The sequence below is a fragment of the Frigoribacterium sp. ACAM 257 genome, assembly GCF_007954365.1.
Taxonomy (GTDB): Bacteria; Actinomycetota; Actinomycetes; order Actinomycetales; family Microbacteriaceae; genus Frigoribacterium.
In genome coordinates this window covers 1,072,094-1,087,407 of record NZ_VOLO01000001.1, presented here as the reverse complement: position 1 = coordinate 1,087,407, position 15,314 = coordinate 1,072,094, and the positions used below count along the sequence as shown (strand labels likewise).

General features: G+C 72.8%; 14 protein-coding genes. 11 read left to right on the top strand and 3 right to left on the bottom strand.

Going from position 1 to position 15,314, the window contains the following annotated elements; translation table 11 throughout:
* Positions 1 to 56: 56 nt before the first annotated feature.
* The 11 genes from ES689_RS05015 to ES689_RS04965 all read left to right on the top strand — a co-directional run bounded on the left by ES689_RS05015 (position 57) and on the right by ES689_RS04965 (position 12,256).
* Positions 57 to 1,445 (top strand): LLM class flavin-dependent oxidoreductase, encoded by a 1,389-nt coding sequence (locus tag ES689_RS05015; RefSeq protein WP_146900967.1) that lies wholly within the window; start codon positions 57 to 59, stop codon positions 1,443 to 1,445.
* 293 nt (positions 1,446 to 1,738) lie between these two features.
* The gene (locus ES689_RS05010) at positions 1,739 to 2,389 is read left to right on the top strand and encodes an ABC transporter permease (RefSeq protein WP_146900965.1); all 651 of its coding nucleotides are present in this window, start codon (positions 1,739 to 1,741) and stop codon (positions 2,387 to 2,389) included.
* Entirely contained in the window at positions 2,376 to 3,659 is a 1,284-nt protein-coding gene (locus ES689_RS05005; protein ID WP_146900962.1) for an ABC transporter ATP-binding protein, read from the top strand. Before ES689_RS05010 ends, ES689_RS05005 begins: the two co-directional genes overlap by 14 nt.
* Positions 3,656 to 4,441, top strand: a complete 786-nt coding sequence (locus tag ES689_RS05000) for an ABC transporter permease (RefSeq protein WP_146900959.1) — start codon at positions 3,656 to 3,658, stop codon at positions 4,439 to 4,441. Before ES689_RS05005 ends, ES689_RS05000 begins: the two co-directional genes overlap by 4 nt.
* The gene (locus tag ES689_RS04995) at positions 4,438 to 5,463 is read left to right on the top strand and encodes a glycine betaine ABC transporter substrate-binding protein (RefSeq protein ID WP_146900956.1); all 1,026 of its coding nucleotides are present in this window, start codon (positions 4,438 to 4,440) and stop codon (positions 5,461 to 5,463) included. The genes ES689_RS05000 and ES689_RS04995 overlap by 4 nt, the downstream gene beginning before the upstream one ends.
* Before the next feature lie 851 nt (positions 5,464 to 6,314).
* Positions 6,315 to 7,913, top strand: a complete 1,599-nt coding sequence (locus tag ES689_RS04990; protein ID WP_146900953.1) for a sugar transferase — start codon at positions 6,315 to 6,317, stop codon at positions 7,911 to 7,913.
* Between the two features lie 115 nt (positions 7,914 to 8,028).
* On the top strand, positions 8,029 to 9,282 hold the full coding sequence (locus ES689_RS04985; RefSeq protein ID WP_146900950.1) for a glycosyltransferase family 4 protein: 1,254 nt from the start codon (positions 8,029 to 8,031) through the stop codon (positions 9,280 to 9,282).
* Positions 9,279 to 10,097: a CDP-alcohol phosphatidyltransferase family protein gene (locus ES689_RS04980; RefSeq protein WP_223269384.1), complete on the top strand. Its 819-nt coding sequence runs from the start codon at positions 9,279 to 9,281 to the stop codon at positions 10,095 to 10,097. The genes ES689_RS04985 and ES689_RS04980 overlap by 4 nt, the downstream gene beginning before the upstream one ends.
* The gene (locus ES689_RS04975) at positions 10,094 to 11,074 is read left to right on the top strand and encodes a hypothetical protein (protein WP_146900944.1); all 981 of its coding nucleotides are present in this window, start codon (positions 10,094 to 10,096) and stop codon (positions 11,072 to 11,074) included. Before ES689_RS04980 ends, ES689_RS04975 begins: the two co-directional genes overlap by 4 nt.
* Entirely contained in the window at positions 11,071 to 11,583 is a 513-nt protein-coding gene (locus ES689_RS04970) for an adenylyltransferase/cytidyltransferase family protein (RefSeq protein WP_146900942.1), read from the top strand. The genes ES689_RS04975 and ES689_RS04970 overlap by 4 nt, the downstream gene beginning before the upstream one ends.
* A 157-nt stretch (positions 11,584 to 11,740) precedes the next feature.
* Positions 11,741 to 12,256, top strand: a complete 516-nt coding sequence (locus ES689_RS04965) for a hypothetical protein (RefSeq protein WP_146900939.1) — start codon at positions 11,741 to 11,743, stop codon at positions 12,254 to 12,256.
* Here ES689_RS04965 and ES689_RS04960 read toward each other — a convergent pair.
* From ES689_RS04960 to ES689_RS04950, 3 genes are read right to left on the bottom strand one after another with little or no spacing between them, the layout of a single operon-like run.
* A complete protein-coding gene (locus ES689_RS04960) occupies positions 12,205 to 12,459 on the bottom strand; it encodes a hypothetical protein (protein ID WP_146900936.1) in 255 nt (84 codons plus the stop codon). The genes ES689_RS04965 and ES689_RS04960 overlap by 52 nt on opposite strands.
* 60 nt (positions 12,460 to 12,519) lie before the next feature.
* The gene (locus tag ES689_RS15530) at positions 12,520 to 13,407 is read right to left on the bottom strand and encodes an MSMEG_6728 family protein (protein WP_223269383.1); all 888 of its coding nucleotides are present in this window, start codon (positions 13,405 to 13,407) and stop codon (positions 12,520 to 12,522) included.
* A 23-nt stretch (positions 13,408 to 13,430) separates the two neighbouring features.
* Positions 13,431 to 15,224, bottom strand: coding sequence for a DEAD/DEAH box helicase (locus tag ES689_RS04950; RefSeq protein WP_146901868.1), 1,794 nt, complete (start codon positions 15,222 to 15,224; stop codon positions 13,431 to 13,433).
* Positions 15,225 to 15,314 lie beyond the last annotated feature (90 nt).

The window sequence follows — 15,314 nt, the reverse complement described above, 5'->3', positions numbered from 1 at the left end:
TGACGCCGTGTTGCAGGCCTGTGGCGCCCGCCGCGGCGCGCGACGACGATGGCCGGATGACTCGACGCATCCGGTTCAACGCCTTCGACATGAACTGCGTGGGGCACCAGTCCCCCGGTCTCTGGCGGCACCCCGACGACCGCTCGCCCGACTACACGAAGCTGAGCTACTGGACCTCCCTGGCGCGCCTCCTCGAGGCCGGTCGCTTCGACGGCCTCTTCATCGCCGACGTCCTCGGCACCTACGACGTCTACGGCGGCAACCACGACGCGGCTCTCCGCAACGGCACGCAGACGCCGGTCGGCGACCCGATCCTGCTCGTCTCGGCCATGGCGGCCGCGACCGAGCACCTCGGCTTCGGGATCACCGCCGGCACCGCCTACGAGCACCCCGTGCCGTTCGCCCGTCGCATGTCGACCCTCGACCACCTCACCGACGGCCGGGTCGGCTGGAACGTCGTCACCGGCTACCTGCCGAGCGCCGCCCGCAACATGGGCGCCGACGACCAGCTCGACCACGACGACCGCTACGACCAGGCCGACGAGTACCTCGAGGTGCTCTACAAGCTGTGGGAGGGCTCGTGGGAGGACGACGCCGTCGTCCGCGACCGCGAGACGGGCGTCTTCACCGACCCGACGAAGGTGCACGAGATCGGGCACGAGGGCACCTGGTACAAGGTCCCCGGCATCCACGTCTCCGAGCCGAGCCCGCAGCGGACGCCCGTGATCTACCAGGCGGGCGCCTCGCCGCGCGGCATCCGCTTCGCCGCCGGCAACGCCGAGTCGATCTTCGTCGCCGCCCCCACCAAGGAGCGCCTGGCCGCGACGGTCACCAAGCTGCGCGACGCCCTGGAGGAGGCGGGCCGCGACCGGTACTCCGCCCGCATCTACACGCTGCTGACCATCATCACGGACGCGACGCCCGAGGCGGCCGAGGCCAAGCACGCGGAGTACCAGCGGTACGCGTCACACGAGGGCGCGTTGACCCTCATGTCGGGCTGGATGGGCGTCGACCTCTCGACGTACTCGCTCGACGACCCGGTGGGCGACGTGGAGAGCAACGCGATCCAGTCGGCTCTCGCCAACTTCCAGGCACAGGCGGGCGACAGCGGCAAGGAGTGGACGATCCGTGACATCGCCGAGGCGGCGGGCATCGGTGGGCTCGGCCCCCGCATCGTCGGCTCGGGCGAACAGATCGCCGACCAGCTGCAGGAGTGGGTCGCCGAGACCGACGTCGACGGCTTCAACCTCGCCTACGCCATCACCCCCGGCACCTTCGAGGACATCGTCGAGCACGTCGTCCCGGTGCTGCAGGCCCGCGGCGTCTACCCGACCGAGTACGAGCCCGGCACCCTCCGCCAGAAGCTGTTCGGGCGCGGCGACCGGCTGCCCGACGAGCACCACGGAGCTCGTCACAAGGCGTCCGCGCGGGTGCCCTCGGCCTAGTCGCTGCACGAGGCGACGACCGCAGGAGGCGCGGTGCAGGGCGACCTGCACCGCGCCTCCCCCGTCTCCGCCCGCGATCGTTACACTTCCCCCGGCTCCGGTGCGTGCCCGTGCCTGACCGGGGGTTCCGTCACCTCGTCAGGTAACGATCCCCGCCCGCAGGGGCCCCCGACGGGTCCTGTCACCTGGACAGGACCCGACGTGTCCTCGTTATGGTGGACGCCGATCGCCCGGTCCAGGCCGGGCGTCCGTGCAGACGGGTCGACGAGCGAGTGACGGGGAACGGGGATCAGATGGCGTGGGACTACGTGACGGGGCGGTGGGACCAGATCTGGTTCGCCTCCTGGCAGCACTTCTCGTTGGTGGTCCAGTGCCTCGTGCTGGCGGTCGTCATCGCGGTAGTCGTGGCGTCGCTCGTGTACCGGGTGCCCGGCCTCACCGCCGTGGCCAACGGCATCTCGGCCATCGGGCTGACGCTGCCGTCCTTCGCCGTCGTCGGGCTGCTCATCGTGCCGCTCGGCTTCGGGGTGGTGCCGGCGGTCGTGGTCGTCACCTTCTTCGCGACCCTTCCCGTGCTGCGCAACGCGGTGGTCGGGCTGACCCAGGTCGACCCGGCCCTGGTCGAGTCCGCGCGGGGCATCGGCATGGGGAGCTTCCGCACCCTCGTGCAGGTGCAGCTGCCCCTGGCCTGGCCGATCATCCTCACCGGCGTGCGCGTCAGCGCCCAGATGGTGATGGGCATCGCCGCCGTCGCGGCCTACTCGCTGGGGCCCGGCCTCGGCGGCTTCATCTTCTCGGGCCTGTCCCGGGCCGGCGGCGCGAACGCGCTCGCCTCCGTGGTCACCGGGGTGGTCGGCGTCGTCGTCCTCGCCCTCGTGCTCGACCTCCTGCTCGTCGGCCTCGGCCGCCTGACCATCTCGAGAGGCATCCGTGTCCAGAACTGACTCCCCCACCGCCTCCTCGTCCGCGACGGAGGTGTCGGGCCGCAGCATCCTGCTCGACCAGGTGACGAAGCGCTACCCGGGACAGTCCGCGCCGGCCGTCGACGGCATCACCCTCGAGATCCCGGCCGGCAAGATCGTCATGCTCGTCGGCCCCTCGGGCTGTGGCAAGACGACCACGCTCAAGATGATCAACCGACTGATCGAGCCGACCGAGGGCCGGGTGGTGCTCGGCGACGACGACGTCACCGACATCGACGGCGACGAGCTGCGCCGGCGCATCGGCTACGTGATCCAGGCCGGCGGGCTGTTCCCGCACATGACCGTGGCGGCGAACATCGCCATCGTCCCCAAGATGCTCGGCTGGTCGAAGGACCGCGTCGCGGCCCGCGTCGACGAGCTGCTCGAGCTCGTCTCGCTCGACCCGGACACCTACCGCGACCGGTTCCCCCGCGAGCTGTCCGGCGGCCAGCAGCAGCGCGTCGGAGTCGCCAGGGCCCTCGCCGCCGACCCGCCCGTGCTGCTGATGGACGAGCCCTTCGGTGCCGTCGACCCGATCACGCGCCAGCGCCTGCAGGACGAGCTGATCAACATCCAGCAAGAACTGCAGAAGACGATCGTCATCGTCACCCACGACTTCGACGAGGCCGTGAAGCTGGGCGACTGGATCGTGATCTTCTCCGAGGGCGCGCACATCGTGCAGTACGACACCCCCGAGCGCATCCTCGCCGAGCCGGCGAACGAGTTCGTCGAGAACTTCATCGGCTCGGGCGCGGGGCTCAAGCAGCTGACTCTCACCCGGGTGCGCGACGTCGACCTGGCGGAGGCGGTGGTCGCCAAGGCCGGCGAGTCCGGCCGCGAGGTGGCCGCCCGGGTCGAGGCCGCGGGACACGAGCACGCCGTCGTCGTCGACGACCGCGCCCGCCCTGCTCGGTGGCCGTCGCTGCGGCAGCTCTCGCGGCTCGACGTCGTCCCGGACGGCGTCGACCCCGATCTGCCCGTCATCGGCAGCGGCGCGACCCTCAACGACGCGCTCGACACGATGCTCGTCTCGAGCGCCGGCGCCGCGCTCGTCACGGGCCGCCGCGACGCCTTCGTGGGAGTCATCACGGTCGAGGTCGTCATGGAGGCCATCACCCGGGCCCGGCGCGCCGCGGCCGTCGACCTCGACGACGCCCCGGTCGGGACGAACACGGGGCAGCTGCCCGTCGTCGGGCAGACGCACGACGCTCCGCCCGTCGACGAGGTCGGCCCGGCCGGGGACCGTCCGTGACTGCGGTCGCGGACGCCCCCGCCGCCTCCTCGTCCGACGGTCGCGCCCGGCGCCGCCGACCCGCCTGGCTCGGGCTCGTCGTGCAGCCGGCCGCCGTCGCGGTCGTGTTCGTCGCCTTCGTCGTCTGGCTGACGACCGCCGACCTGACCACCGCTGAGCGCACGACCCTGAACCCCTCGGCGCTGGTCTCGTACACGGGCGAGCACCTGGCGCTGACCTTCGCGTCGGCCGCCATCGTCCTCGTGCTGGCCGTGCCGCTGGGCGTCCTGCTCACCCGCCGCCCGTTCCGGCGCGCGGCCGGGCCGGTGCTCGTGCTCGCGAACTTCGGGCAGGCGGCCCCCGCGGTCGGCCTGATCGTGCTGCTCGCCCTGTGGCTCGGCTTCTCGTTCTGGACCGCCGTGATCGCGCTCGTCCTCTACGCGGCGCTCCCGGTGCTGCGCAACACCATGGTCGGCCTGCAGAGCGTGGACGCGCGCCTCGTCGAGGCCGGCCGAGGCATGGGCATGTCCGCCGCGTCGGTGCTGTTCCGCGTCGAGCTGCCCCTCGCCGTGCCGGTCATGCTGTCCGGCATCCGGACTGCCCTCGTGCTGCTCGTCGGCTCTGCGGCACTCGCGACCTTCATCGGCGCCGGCGGCCTCGGGCTGCTCATCACGACCGGCGTCAACCTGTTCCTCCCGAAGGTGCTCGTCTCGGGTGCCCTGCTCGTTGCGCTGCTCGCGCTCCTGATCGACTGGCTCGGCCGTGTGGTCGAGCACGTCGCCACACCGAAGGGCCTCCGATGACCTCCGCCCGTTCCCCGCGCGTCCGCCTGCGGGCGCTGCGCCGCGCCTCCTTGCTGGGCATCGTCGCCGCCTCGTCCGCCGCCCTGCTGACGGGCTGCGGGCTGCAGCCCGCGACGGCCTTCGTGCCGGCGGTGGCGCCCGGCTCGATCGAGGCGATCGACGACCTCCCCGACGACGCCGCCATCACGGTCACGGCCAAGAACTTCACGGAGCAGCTGATCCTCGGCAAGATCGCCGTGCTCGCCGCCCAGGCCGCCGGCTTCGAGGTCACCGACATGACGAACGTGCCCGGCAGCGTCGCCGTCCGCCAGCTCATGCTGGACGGCGGCGCCGACATGACCTACGAGTACACGGGCACCGCCTGGCTCACCTACCTCGGCGAGGCCGCGGGCATCCCCGACAAGGAGGAGCAGTACACGGCGGTGCGCGACGCCGACGAGGCGAACGGCCTCGTCTGGCTCGAGCCGGCACCGCTCAACAACACCTACGCGATGGCGGTCCGGTCGGAGGCGGTGGCCGAGCTGGGCGACGTCGCCACCCTGTCGCAGATCGCCGCACTCCCGGTCGAGCAGCGGACGTTCTGCGTCGAGGCCGAGTTCAACTCTCGGGCGGACGGGTTCGCCCCGATGCTCGAGCGCTACGGCCTCGAGCTCGGCGCCGCCGACGGCGTCCCGACGAGCAACGTGAGCATCCTCGACACGGGAACCGTCTACGAGGCCACCGACCGGGGCCGCTGCAACTTCGGCGAGGTCTTCACGACCGACGGGCGCATCGACTCGCTCGACCTGACGGTCCTGGAGGACGACAAGGGGTTCTTCCCGGCCTACAACGTGGCGCCGGTGCTGACCGACGACGTGCTGCGCCAGTACCCGCAGCTCGCCGAGGTCTACGACGAGATCTCGCCGTCGCTCACGGACGACGAGCTGCGGACCCTCAACCGCCGCGTCGACGTGGAAGGCGAGGAACCAGCCGACGTCGCCTTCGACTGGATGGTCGAGAAGGGCTTCGTGACACGCCCGTGAACCATCGCCCGTGGGGTGATTAACACGGGTTAGACGCAGGGTGAACGGCAGGTGGGGACACCTGCCGTTCGTCGTTCCCTGTCCGATCGGGGCACGGGTCGCGGGTCGGCGTCGGGACGGCGCCCGGGCAGGCGAGGACACGAGCCTGGCGGGTGCACACGCCGTCAGGCCGGCACCAAAGCGGTCTCCCATCAGCACTTCTGCTGAAGCGCACCCCGCCGGCCCGGATCGTTCCCCAGGCAGGTTCGGGGTCGGGCGACCCCGAGGTGCGGGCAGCAGGTCCACGGGTGGCTGGGCCCCCCTCCGGGTGACGCGGCAGGGTCTGATCCTGCCGACGGGGTGCCTGCCCCCCAGAACGGGGGGTCCCCGTCGGGGGGGCGTGGCGGCCTAGAGTCGTCAGTGAACCACCGGCGGCCCCACCGCCGAGCAGGGCGGACCCGAAACCCGCCCTCGACACCCGAACGGCTCCCGACGCCACCCGACGTCGACCGAGCCACCGACGCTCTCGTCGACCCGACCGTCCCGCGGTCACGGTCGACCCGTGCGCCGATCCCTGTCGCACCCGAACGCGACGCGAAACACCCGACACCCGACACCCGACACCCGAACCCGAACCCGTCGAGCCCACCCCGGCTCGTCGACCCGCACTCCGAGCCTCCCGCTCGTCGCCTACCCGAACGGCCGCACCCGAAATGCGGCCATGGCGACGTCGGCACGTCGCAGCATCCTGCACCGTGCCGCCGTCGTCTCCGGGCCGACGCCCGACCCGAACCCGGTCGTCGCCCTCCAGTCCCCCGGCCGCCCCCGAAGGCGCCGAGGGACGCCACGCCTACCCGAGCGAGCACTTCCCCATGCGCAGACGCCTCACCGTCGACCCGACGGACCGATCGGCCGCCCCTCTCCCCGTCGTCCACGTCGACCTCCCGACCTCGACCAGCCACGCCGTCCGTCCCCAGGACCCCGCCGCCGAGCGACGCCGCGCCGAGGCGACGGCCGCCGCCGAGTCGGGCGCGCCCTGGGCCCTGCGGTACCGCCGACGTCTCCGGCTCGCGGACACCGCGGTCGTCGCGGCCTCGGTGGTCGCGGCCGCCGTCGTCGCGAGCGTCCGCACCGCCGTCGTCACGGAGCGACTCACGGTCGACCACGTCGTCGCAGGGGTCGCGGACGTCGTCTGGGTCCCCGTCCTCGTCGGCCTCGTGTGGGCGGCCAGCCTGAGCTTCTACCGGACGCGTGAGCTCGCGGTCGTCGGCACCGGCGCGGCCGAGTACCGACGCGTGGGCAACGCCACGCTGCTGGCCTTCACCGTGGCCGCCATCTGGCTGGCCTCGCTGGACGGCGGCGTCGGCGGCCGCATGTACTTCCTCGTCGCTCTCCCCCTCGGCGGCGGCGCGCTCGTGGTCGTCCGCTGGTCCATGCGCCGGTGGCTCCAGGCCCAGCGACGGACGGGCCACTTCCTCTCCCGGGCAGTCGTCGTCGGCAGCCGCGAGGACATCCGCTACGTCGTCGACCGAGTCGACCGCACGCACGGGACCGTGTACGACATCGTCGGCGCCGTGACGCTCGACCCGGAGGCGGGCGGCGTGCTCGTCGGCGACCGCGTCGTCCCGATCGTGGCGGGCGTCGAGGACGTGCCGAGGGCGGTCTGGAAGCTGAACGTCAGCAGCGTCATCGTCGCGGGCGACCTCGGGCTCGGACACGACTGGCTGCGTGACCTCGGATGGCAGCTCGAGGGGCGTGCCGCCGAGCTCGTCCTCGCCTCTCGCCTGACCAACATCGCCGGGCCTCGCATCACGTTCCGTCCCGTCCAGGGCCTTCCCCTCATGCACGTCGACATCCCCAGCTTCGACGGCCCGCGCCACGTGCTCAAGAGGCTCTTCGACGTCGCCCTCGCCGGCACTGCCCTCCTGGTGCTCTCGCCTCTGCTCGGCGTCCTCGCCGCCCTGGTCGCCCTCGACAGCTCCGGGCCCGTGCTGTTCCGGCAGCGCCGCGTCGGCCGGGACGGCCGCACCTTCGACATGATCAAGTTCCGCTCGATGGTCGTCGACGCCGAGGTCCTCCTCCACGACCTGTCCGCCAGCGACGAGGGCGCGGGGGTGCTCTTCAAGATGCGGGACGACCCGCGAGTCACGAAGATCGGCCGCGTCCTGCGACGTTGGTCTCTCGACGAGCTGCCCCAGCTGTGGAACATCGTCCGCGGCGACATGAGCATCGTGGGGCCTCGGCCCCCTCTGCCCCGCGAGGTCGCGGACTACGAGACGCACGTCCACCGCCGTCTCTACATCAAGCCGGGGCTGACCGGCATGTGGCAGGTCAACGGCCGGAGCGACCTCAGCTGGGAGGAGAGCGTCCGACTCGACCTCTACTACGTGGAGAACTGGTCGATGGCCGTCGACCTCGTGATCATCTGGCGCACCTTCCGGGTGCTGGTCCGGCACGAGGGCGCGTACTGATGCGCACCACGAACGACCGGACGACCGGCTGCACCACCGCGACACGAACCACGACGACACGCACCACGACGACACGCACCACGACGACACGCACCACGACTGCACGGGGGAACAGATGACCATCGACATGACCAGGACGACCAGCACGACGGAGGCGGCACGCCGCCCGGTCGACACGATCGGCCACGCACTGGCCGAGGTGCCGCAGCGGCGTGCCGGCTCTCGTCGCGGGCGCGTGCTCGTGGTGCACTCGTCCGACGAGCTCTACGGCTCCGACCGCATCGTGCTCGAGGTCGTGAGCGAGCTCGCTGCGCGTGACGACCTCGACGTCACCGTCTGGCTGCCGACCGACGTCGCGGCGGGCCCACTCGGGCCGCTGCTGCGTGAGCGCGGCGCGCGCGTCGAGCGCGCTCCCCTTCCCATCCTGCGCCGACGCGGGATGCGCCTCGGCGGCATGTTCGGCCTCGTCCGGGACGCCGCCAAGACGACCGCCCGTCTCGCCGGCCGGCACTTCGACCTCGTCTGGTGCGCCACGAGCGCGTGCCTCGCCGTCGCCCCTCTCGCCCGCCTCGCGCGGGTCGACAGCGTGGTGGGTCACCTCCAGGAGCCGTGGGGCGACGGGGACCGCACCGGCCTGTCGGTGCTCGCGAGGTCGTGCACGTCCCTGGTCGCCGTGTCCCGCTCCGTCCTCGAGAGCTCCGGCCTGCAGGACGACGACCGTGCCCAGGTCGTGCACAACGGCGTGGCACGTCGCGACGCCGAGCTGACCGCGCCGCCGGAGCACCGCCTCCCCCACTACGTCGTCGCGAGCCGCTGGAACCCCCACAAGGGCCACGCGACCCTGCTGGCCGCCTGGAACGCGGCGGGCTGCCCCGGTCACCTGACCGTCCTGGGCGGTCCTCCCGCCGCCGGCACGGGCGTCGACGTGCCCGGGCTCGTCGCGGCTGTCGTGAGCCGACCCGAGACCGTGACCGTCGTCGGCGAGGTCGACGACGCGTCCGCGTGGGTCCGCGAGGCGGACGCGGTCGTGCTGCCCACCGACACCCTCGAGGGCTTCGGCATCGTCGCCCTCGAGGCCTTCAGCCAGGGACGCCCCGTCATCGCGAGCCGCAGCGGCGGACCGGAGGAGGTCGTCGAGCACGGCAGGACCGGGTGGCTCTTCGACCGACGCGACGTCGACGGGCTCGCGGAGCTCTTCGCGGGCCTCGACGTCGACCAGCTCGCCACGGCCGGCGTCCGCGCCCACGAGACATGGGCCGAGCGCTTCACGCCCGACCGGATGCGTCGGCGCCTCGCCGGCGTCGTGCTGGGCGAGCTGCACCTCCACAAGGACCTCGACGCGGCGCTGCCCGTGGCGGTGGCCTCGTGACCCGCACCGCACCCGTCGCGGGCGGGGAGGCCCTCGTCGTCCCCCGACGCTACGGAGCCGCGCTGGCCGCCCTCGCCACCGCGCAGAAGTCGTCGAGCGGCGCGCCGGCCTACTCTCGGTTCGTCAACCGCCGCCTCGGCCGCTGGGCCGCTGCCGCCGCCTGGGTCGTCGGAGCCACGCCGAACCAGGTCACCGCCCTGAGCGCCGTCTGCACCTTCGCCGGCATCGCACTCGTGGCCGCGCTCCCCTCGGGGCTGTTGGTCGCCGCGGCCGTCGTCCTGCTCCTGGTCGTGGGCTACGCCCTCGACTCCGCGGACGGGCAGCTCGCCCGCCTGCGAGGCGGCGGCAGCCCCGCCGGCGAGTGGCTCGACCACGTCATCGACGCGACCAAGATCGCCGTGCTGCACCTGGCCGTCTTCGCGTCCTGGCTGCGGGAGCCCGAGGGTCGCGAGGCGATCCTCGCCCTCCCGCTCGTCTACCAGGCCGTCGCGACCGTGGCCTTCTTCGCCATCGTGCTCACCGAGCAGCTCCGCCGCGCCGACTCGGTCAGGCGGGGCAGCCCCACCGTGGTGCGTCCCCGCACGGGCGCCCTCTACTCGCTGGCCGTCGTGCCCACCGACTACGGCCTCCTCTGCCTCGCGTTCCTCCTCCTCGCCTGGTCGCCCGCCTTCACGGTGGTCTACGTCGCGCTGCTCGTGGCGAACACGGCGTACCTCGCCCTGGCCCTGCCGAAGTGGTTCCGCGAGCTCGCGGCGCTCCCGAGGACGGCGTCGGCGTTGACCACGACCGCACCGGCGCAGGGTGGGGACTCGTGACCCACCGCCGTCAGCCGCGGGCCTGGGAGCTCACCGCGTGGTGGCCCTTCCTGATCGGATCGGGAGTCGTCGGCGCGGCCGTGGGCTCCGGCCTGGTCCTCGGCTCTTCCCGCACCGTGGAGGCCAGTCCGGCCGCGGTCGTCGTAGCAGGTGTCCTCGGGGCGATCGCCGGTGTCCTCGTGGGCCTCGTTCCGTCCTGGGCGGGGCTCCGTCGCCGACCGCGCGTGTCCACGGTCTCGGACGTCCGCGACCTCACGGGCCTCCCCGTCGTCGGCGTCCTCCCGCCGCTCCGGCGCCGTGACGACACGTCAGGTCGCGGCTCGACCGGCAGGCAGCGTGCCGCGGCCCGCGACGCACTGGCGGCCGTCGCCGAGCTGCGCGGCGGTCTGGCTCCGCGCCGTCTCCTCCTGGTCCGGCCCGACGACTCGACGGGGACCCTCAGCACCGCAGGAGTCGCGGGCGTCGACGGGGCCCTGGCCCGTGCAGCTCGTGCAGCCGGGTACCACACGGCCATCCTCGAGGGAGACTTCGACTCCCGTGCCCTGTCGCGGCCCTCCACGGTCCACGACGACGTCCTGCCCGAGGCCCGCTCCCTGGACGGCGCCGGCTGCGAGCACGTCCCCGTGCCCCTGGACGTCGCCGCTGCCGTGCTCGGCGGGGACACGGTCCTCACTGCTCGGTTCCTGGACGAGGTGAGCAGCGGCGTCGACGTGGTCGTGGCCCTCGCCTCCGAGAAGTCGCGCCCGATGCCGGCGTGGGCGCTGTCCCCGCACTCGGACGTGGTCCTCCTCGTGGCAGCCGAGGGCCGCACCACCCACGAGCAGCTCTCGCTGATGCACGAGCAGCTCCGCAGCAGGGGAGTCGAGCCGCTCGGCGTCCTGCTCTGCGGATCGCCCCTCCCCCGACGACGAGACCCCCGCGCCGACTGGCGCGCAGCCGACCACCGGGCCCCCGTGCTCGAGGAAGTGACGTCATGACGACCACGACGACCACCACCACGTCGACCCTCGAGCGCCCCGGAGGCGCCGGTCGCGTGGGCTACGCCGCAGGTGCCTTCGACCTGTTCCACATCGGGCACCTCAACCTGCTCCGGCACGCCCGCCAGCACTGCGACCACCTGATCGCCGGGGTCGTGTCCGACGAGATGCTCGCCCTGACGAAGGGCATCACGCCCGTCGTTCCCCTCGCGGAGCGGCTCGAGATCGTCGACCACATCGACGTCGTCGACACCGCCTACGCCGAGACTGTGCCCGACAAGCTCGACGTCTGGCGCGAGCTGCGGTTCGACGTCTTCTTCAAGGGCGACGACTGGCGGGGCACCGAGAAGGGCCTCCGCCTCGAGCGGGAGTTCGCCGAGGTCGGCGTGGAGGTCGTGTACTTCCCGTACACGATGAGCACGTCCAGCACGGTGCTGCGGCGTGCCCTGCGCGCGTTGTCGGGCGGGGCTCCGGCACAGGAGACGGCGACCGCCGAGCGGGCCCGCTGAGGAGATGCGCTGAGGAGGCGCGCTGAGGAGGTGCCCCGTCACGGACGGTGCGGTCGCCCCTCAGCTCGTCCCTCCCCAGGGTCGTCCCGGGAGCGGTCTCGGCTCGCCGCCTGTGGACGACGGTCCGAGACGGACGCCGGGAGGCGACCCTGGCCCCATGACCGTCCCCCTCGCCTCCCCGTCCTCTCCTGCCGCCGACCCGCACCGGCCGCTCGTGTCCGACCACGACCTGCTCACCCGGGTCGAGGTCCTCGTCCCTGTGGCCGTGCGGAGGCAGCTCTGGACTCTCTTCCTCGACTCCGACGACGTCCAGCTCCCCATGGTCGTGCCCCTCGAGGGCATCCCCGAGCGTCCGGACCGGTCCGCGGTCGAGCGCTGGGGCGACGCCCTGGACGCGGTCTCGGCCGAGTTCGGCGTGGCTTCCGTCGTGTTCGTCCTCGAGCGACCAGGGCCCCGGGTCGACACTGATCCCGACTGCGCCTGGCGGCTCGCGCTGGCGCACCTCGCCGAGAGCCGTCGTTTCGCCGTCCGGGCCGTCTTCACGTGCGCGTCGGACGGCGTGGTGCTTCCCTCCGCAGCCAGATCCGCGCCGGTGCCCGACGACGAACGGTGCTCGCGGCCTCAGCCCTCCCCGAGGCGCCTGCGGCTCTCCGAGGAGCTCACGGTGCGCTGACCTCGTCCCTGGTCGAGGTGCCGCCACCAGGCGGTCTCGGCGAGCTCGGCCGACGTGTAGACCCCCAGGGCGTCCTGCTCCGACTCGACGAACGACCAGCGACGCAGCCGCCAGCCGTTCCCGAACGCCTCGACGACGGCCATGGCCGCTCCGTCCGGCGTCCGGCGGACGAACCAGCGGTCGTCGGAGGCGCGGTCGAGCATGGACCGATGGTAGCCGGACGACGGTCACCAGGCCCGGCCCGGGCCACGTCGGCCAGGCGGTCAGGCGAGCGCGAGGGGGAACACGGTGCGGGTGTCCTGGGCGAGTGCTGGATCGGGCAGCTCGTGTCGCCGCACCTCCAGGGCGTCCCACTCGACCCGGCGCAGCAGCACGGGCGCCCGGTCGTCGTCCTGCGCGGCGACCGCGTCGCCGACGAGTCGGCCGAGCGAGAACGACTGCTGTCCGGCGTCCGGGACGGCGACCACCTCCCCCTCTCCGAGAGCAGCGAACGCGTCGCGCTGCGTCGTCCAGGCGGGCGTGGTCCGGCCCCTGGACGACGACTCCGCGACGGTGACGACGCCCGCTCGGCGCCAGTCGTCGCCGGTCTGGGCGTCCCCGGGGCGGACCACCCACGCGCGTCGGGTCGAGGACAGGGCCGCGTCGTCGGTGGGCGGAGCGGTCCCGGGATCGGCCCCGGGCCAGACGTAGTCGAGGTCGTCGGGAACACCGGGGAACCTGCCCCGGTACCACTCGGCCTCTTTCTGCACGAGCTTCGACCGGTGGCTGCGGTGCACGGCGTCGTCGCCGAGCCACCTCGGCAGGTCGGCGGTGACCAGGGCGGCAGCCGCGGCCGGACGTCCAGGCTCCGTTCCCGTCCGAGGATCAGCGACGACGTCGCCCAGGACGGGGGCGAACTCCAGCACCTGCGGGCGGACGGTGTCGGCGTGCCCCTGGGCGATCCACTCGTCCGTGATCGCGAGGGCGTAGGCGGTGAGGGCGGTCCGATGGCCGCGCCACATGGCTATGGCCGGGTGGCTCTGCCAGCCGTAGCCGGGCAGGGTCACCGCTCTCAGCACCTGGAGGGCCTCGACGCGCTGCTTGCCGAGCCTCGCCTGGTCGAGCACCTGCGCGCTCTCGACGAAGTCGGGATACGGGAGGAAGGTCTGCACGCCAGTCAGGCTAGGCGCGTCGTCTAGGTGCGGTTGCCGATCCGGCCCCTGAGCACGTCGATGCGCTTCTGGATCTGTTCCGTGCTCGCCTGGGCCACCGAGGGCCCGCCGCTGACCCGTCGCAGGTCGGCGTGGATGATGCCGTGGGGCTCGTTGGACACCCGCGACCAGATCGACACCAGACGACTCAGCTCCTGTCGTTGCTCCTTGATGGTCTGGTACAGCGGACGTGCCTCCGCCGCAGGCGCCGTCACGGTCGGCAGGCCCGTCTTGCGCGACCGTGTGGCCTGCTTCGCCTGCCGCTGCCGGAGCAGGTCGCGCACCTGGTCGGGCTCGAGGAGGCCGGGGATCCCGATGAAGTCGAGTTCCTCGAGGCTGCCGATCTCGCCGCCCGTGCCGAACTCGCCGCCGTCGTAGAGGACACGGTCGAACGACGCCTGCGAGTCGAGCGCCTCGAAGGGCTGCTGGTCGAGCAGGCTCGAGGCCTTCTCCTCGCGGTTGGCGGCCGCCATCATGTCTTCCTCCGGCGCGAAGATGCCGTCGTCGGCGTTCTCCGGCCGGTCGAGCGCGTGGTCGCGCTCGAGTTCGAGCTGCCCCGCCAAGGCCATCAGGCTGGGGACGCTCGGCAGGAAGATCGACGCGGTCTCGCCCCGGCGCCTCGCGCGGACGAAGCGGCCGACGGCCTGCGCGAAGAACAGGGGCGTGGACGCGGAGGTGGCGTACACGCCCACGGCGAGGCGGGGAACGTCGACGCCCTCGGACACCATCCGCACGGCCACCATCCACCGCGCGTCGCCGTCGGAGAAGGCCTGGATCCGGTCGGAGGCGGCCTTCTCGTCCGACAGGACGACCGTGGGTCGTTCTCCCGTCAACTTCTGCAGCACCGCGGCGTACTGCCGCGCGGCCGTGTGGTCGGTGGCGATGACGAGACCGCCGGCGTCGGGGACGCCGCGACGGACCTCGGTCAGACGGGTGTCGGCCGCCGACAGGACGGCGGGGATCCAGTCGCCCTGCGGCGACAGGGCCGTGCGCCAGGCCTGGGCCGTGATGTCCTTGGTGACCGCCTCGCCGAGGGTCGCACTCATCTCGTCGCCCATGCGGGTGCGCCAGCGCATCTGCCCGGCGTAGGCCATGAACAGCACCGGACGCACGACGCCGTCGGCCAGGGCGCGCCCGTAGCCGTACGAGTAGTCGGACCGGGAGGTGCGGATGCCCTGCTCGTCCGGGGCGTACGTGACGAACGGGATCGGAGCCGTGTCCGAGCGGAACGGCGTCCCCGTCAACGAGAGCCGACGCGTCGCCCGGCCGTAGGCCTCGCGGATGCCGTCGCCCCAGCTGAGGGCGTCGCCCCCGTGGTGCACCTCGTCGAGGATGACTAGCGTGCGGCCGGCAGCCGTCAGGTCGGCGTGCACCTTGGGGTTCATGCCGACCTGGGCGTAGGTGACGGCGACCCCGTGGTAGTGCCGGCCGAACGAGACATCGGCGTTCTTGAACATGGGGTCGAGCCTCAGGTTCACGCGGTCGGCCGCGTCCGCCCACTGTCGCTTCAGGTGCTCGGTCGGGGCGACGACCACGACGCGGTCGACCTCACCCCGCGACAGCAGCTCCGTCGCGAGGCGGAGTGCGAAGGTCGTCTTTCCGGCCCCGGGCGTCGCGGCCGCCAGGAAGTCCTGGGGGGACGAGGCGAAGTACTGCTCGAGGGCCTCGGCCTGCCAGGCGCGGAGCTTGCTCGCCGTGCCCCAGGCTGCTCGCTCGGGGAACGCGGGCGACAGGTGCTCGGCAGCGGAGTTCCCCGCTGTGGCACCGACCTCGCCCAGGTCGAGCTGGTCGTCCGTGCCTGTCTGGTCGTCGGCCCCGGCCTGGTCGCCGGCACCCCCGGCCGGGTCGTCCTCGTACGCTGTGCTCAC

Excerpts from the sequence above, each read along its gene's own strand:
- ES689_RS04965 (WP_146900939.1), top strand. The coding sequence starts at position 11,741 with ATGACCGTCCCCCTCGCCTCCCCGTCCTCTCCTGCCGCCGACCCGCAC.
- ES689_RS04990 (WP_146900953.1), top strand. The coding sequence starts at position 6,315 with ATGCGCAGACGCCTCACCGTCGACCCGACGGACCGATCGGCCGCCCCT.
- ES689_RS04995 (WP_146900956.1), top strand. The coding sequence starts at position 4,438 with ATGACCTCCGCCCGTTCCCCGCGCGTCCGCCTGCGGGCGCTGCGCCGC.
- ES689_RS04985 (WP_146900950.1), top strand. The coding sequence starts at position 8,029 with ATGACCATCGACATGACCAGGACGACCAGCACGACGGAGGCGGCACGC.
- ES689_RS04970 (WP_146900942.1), top strand. The coding sequence starts at position 11,071 with ATGACGACCACGACGACCACCACCACGTCGACCCTCGAGCGCCCCGGA.
- ES689_RS05010 (WP_146900965.1), top strand. The coding sequence starts at position 1,739 with ATGGCGTGGGACTACGTGACGGGGCGGTGGGACCAGATCTGGTTCGCC.
- ES689_RS05015 (WP_146900967.1), top strand. The coding sequence starts at position 57 with ATGACTCGACGCATCCGGTTCAACGCCTTCGACATGAACTGCGTGGGG.
- ES689_RS04960 (WP_146900936.1), bottom strand. The coding sequence starts at position 12,459 with ATGCTCGACCGCGCCTCCGACGACCGCTGGTTCGTCCGCCGGACGCCG.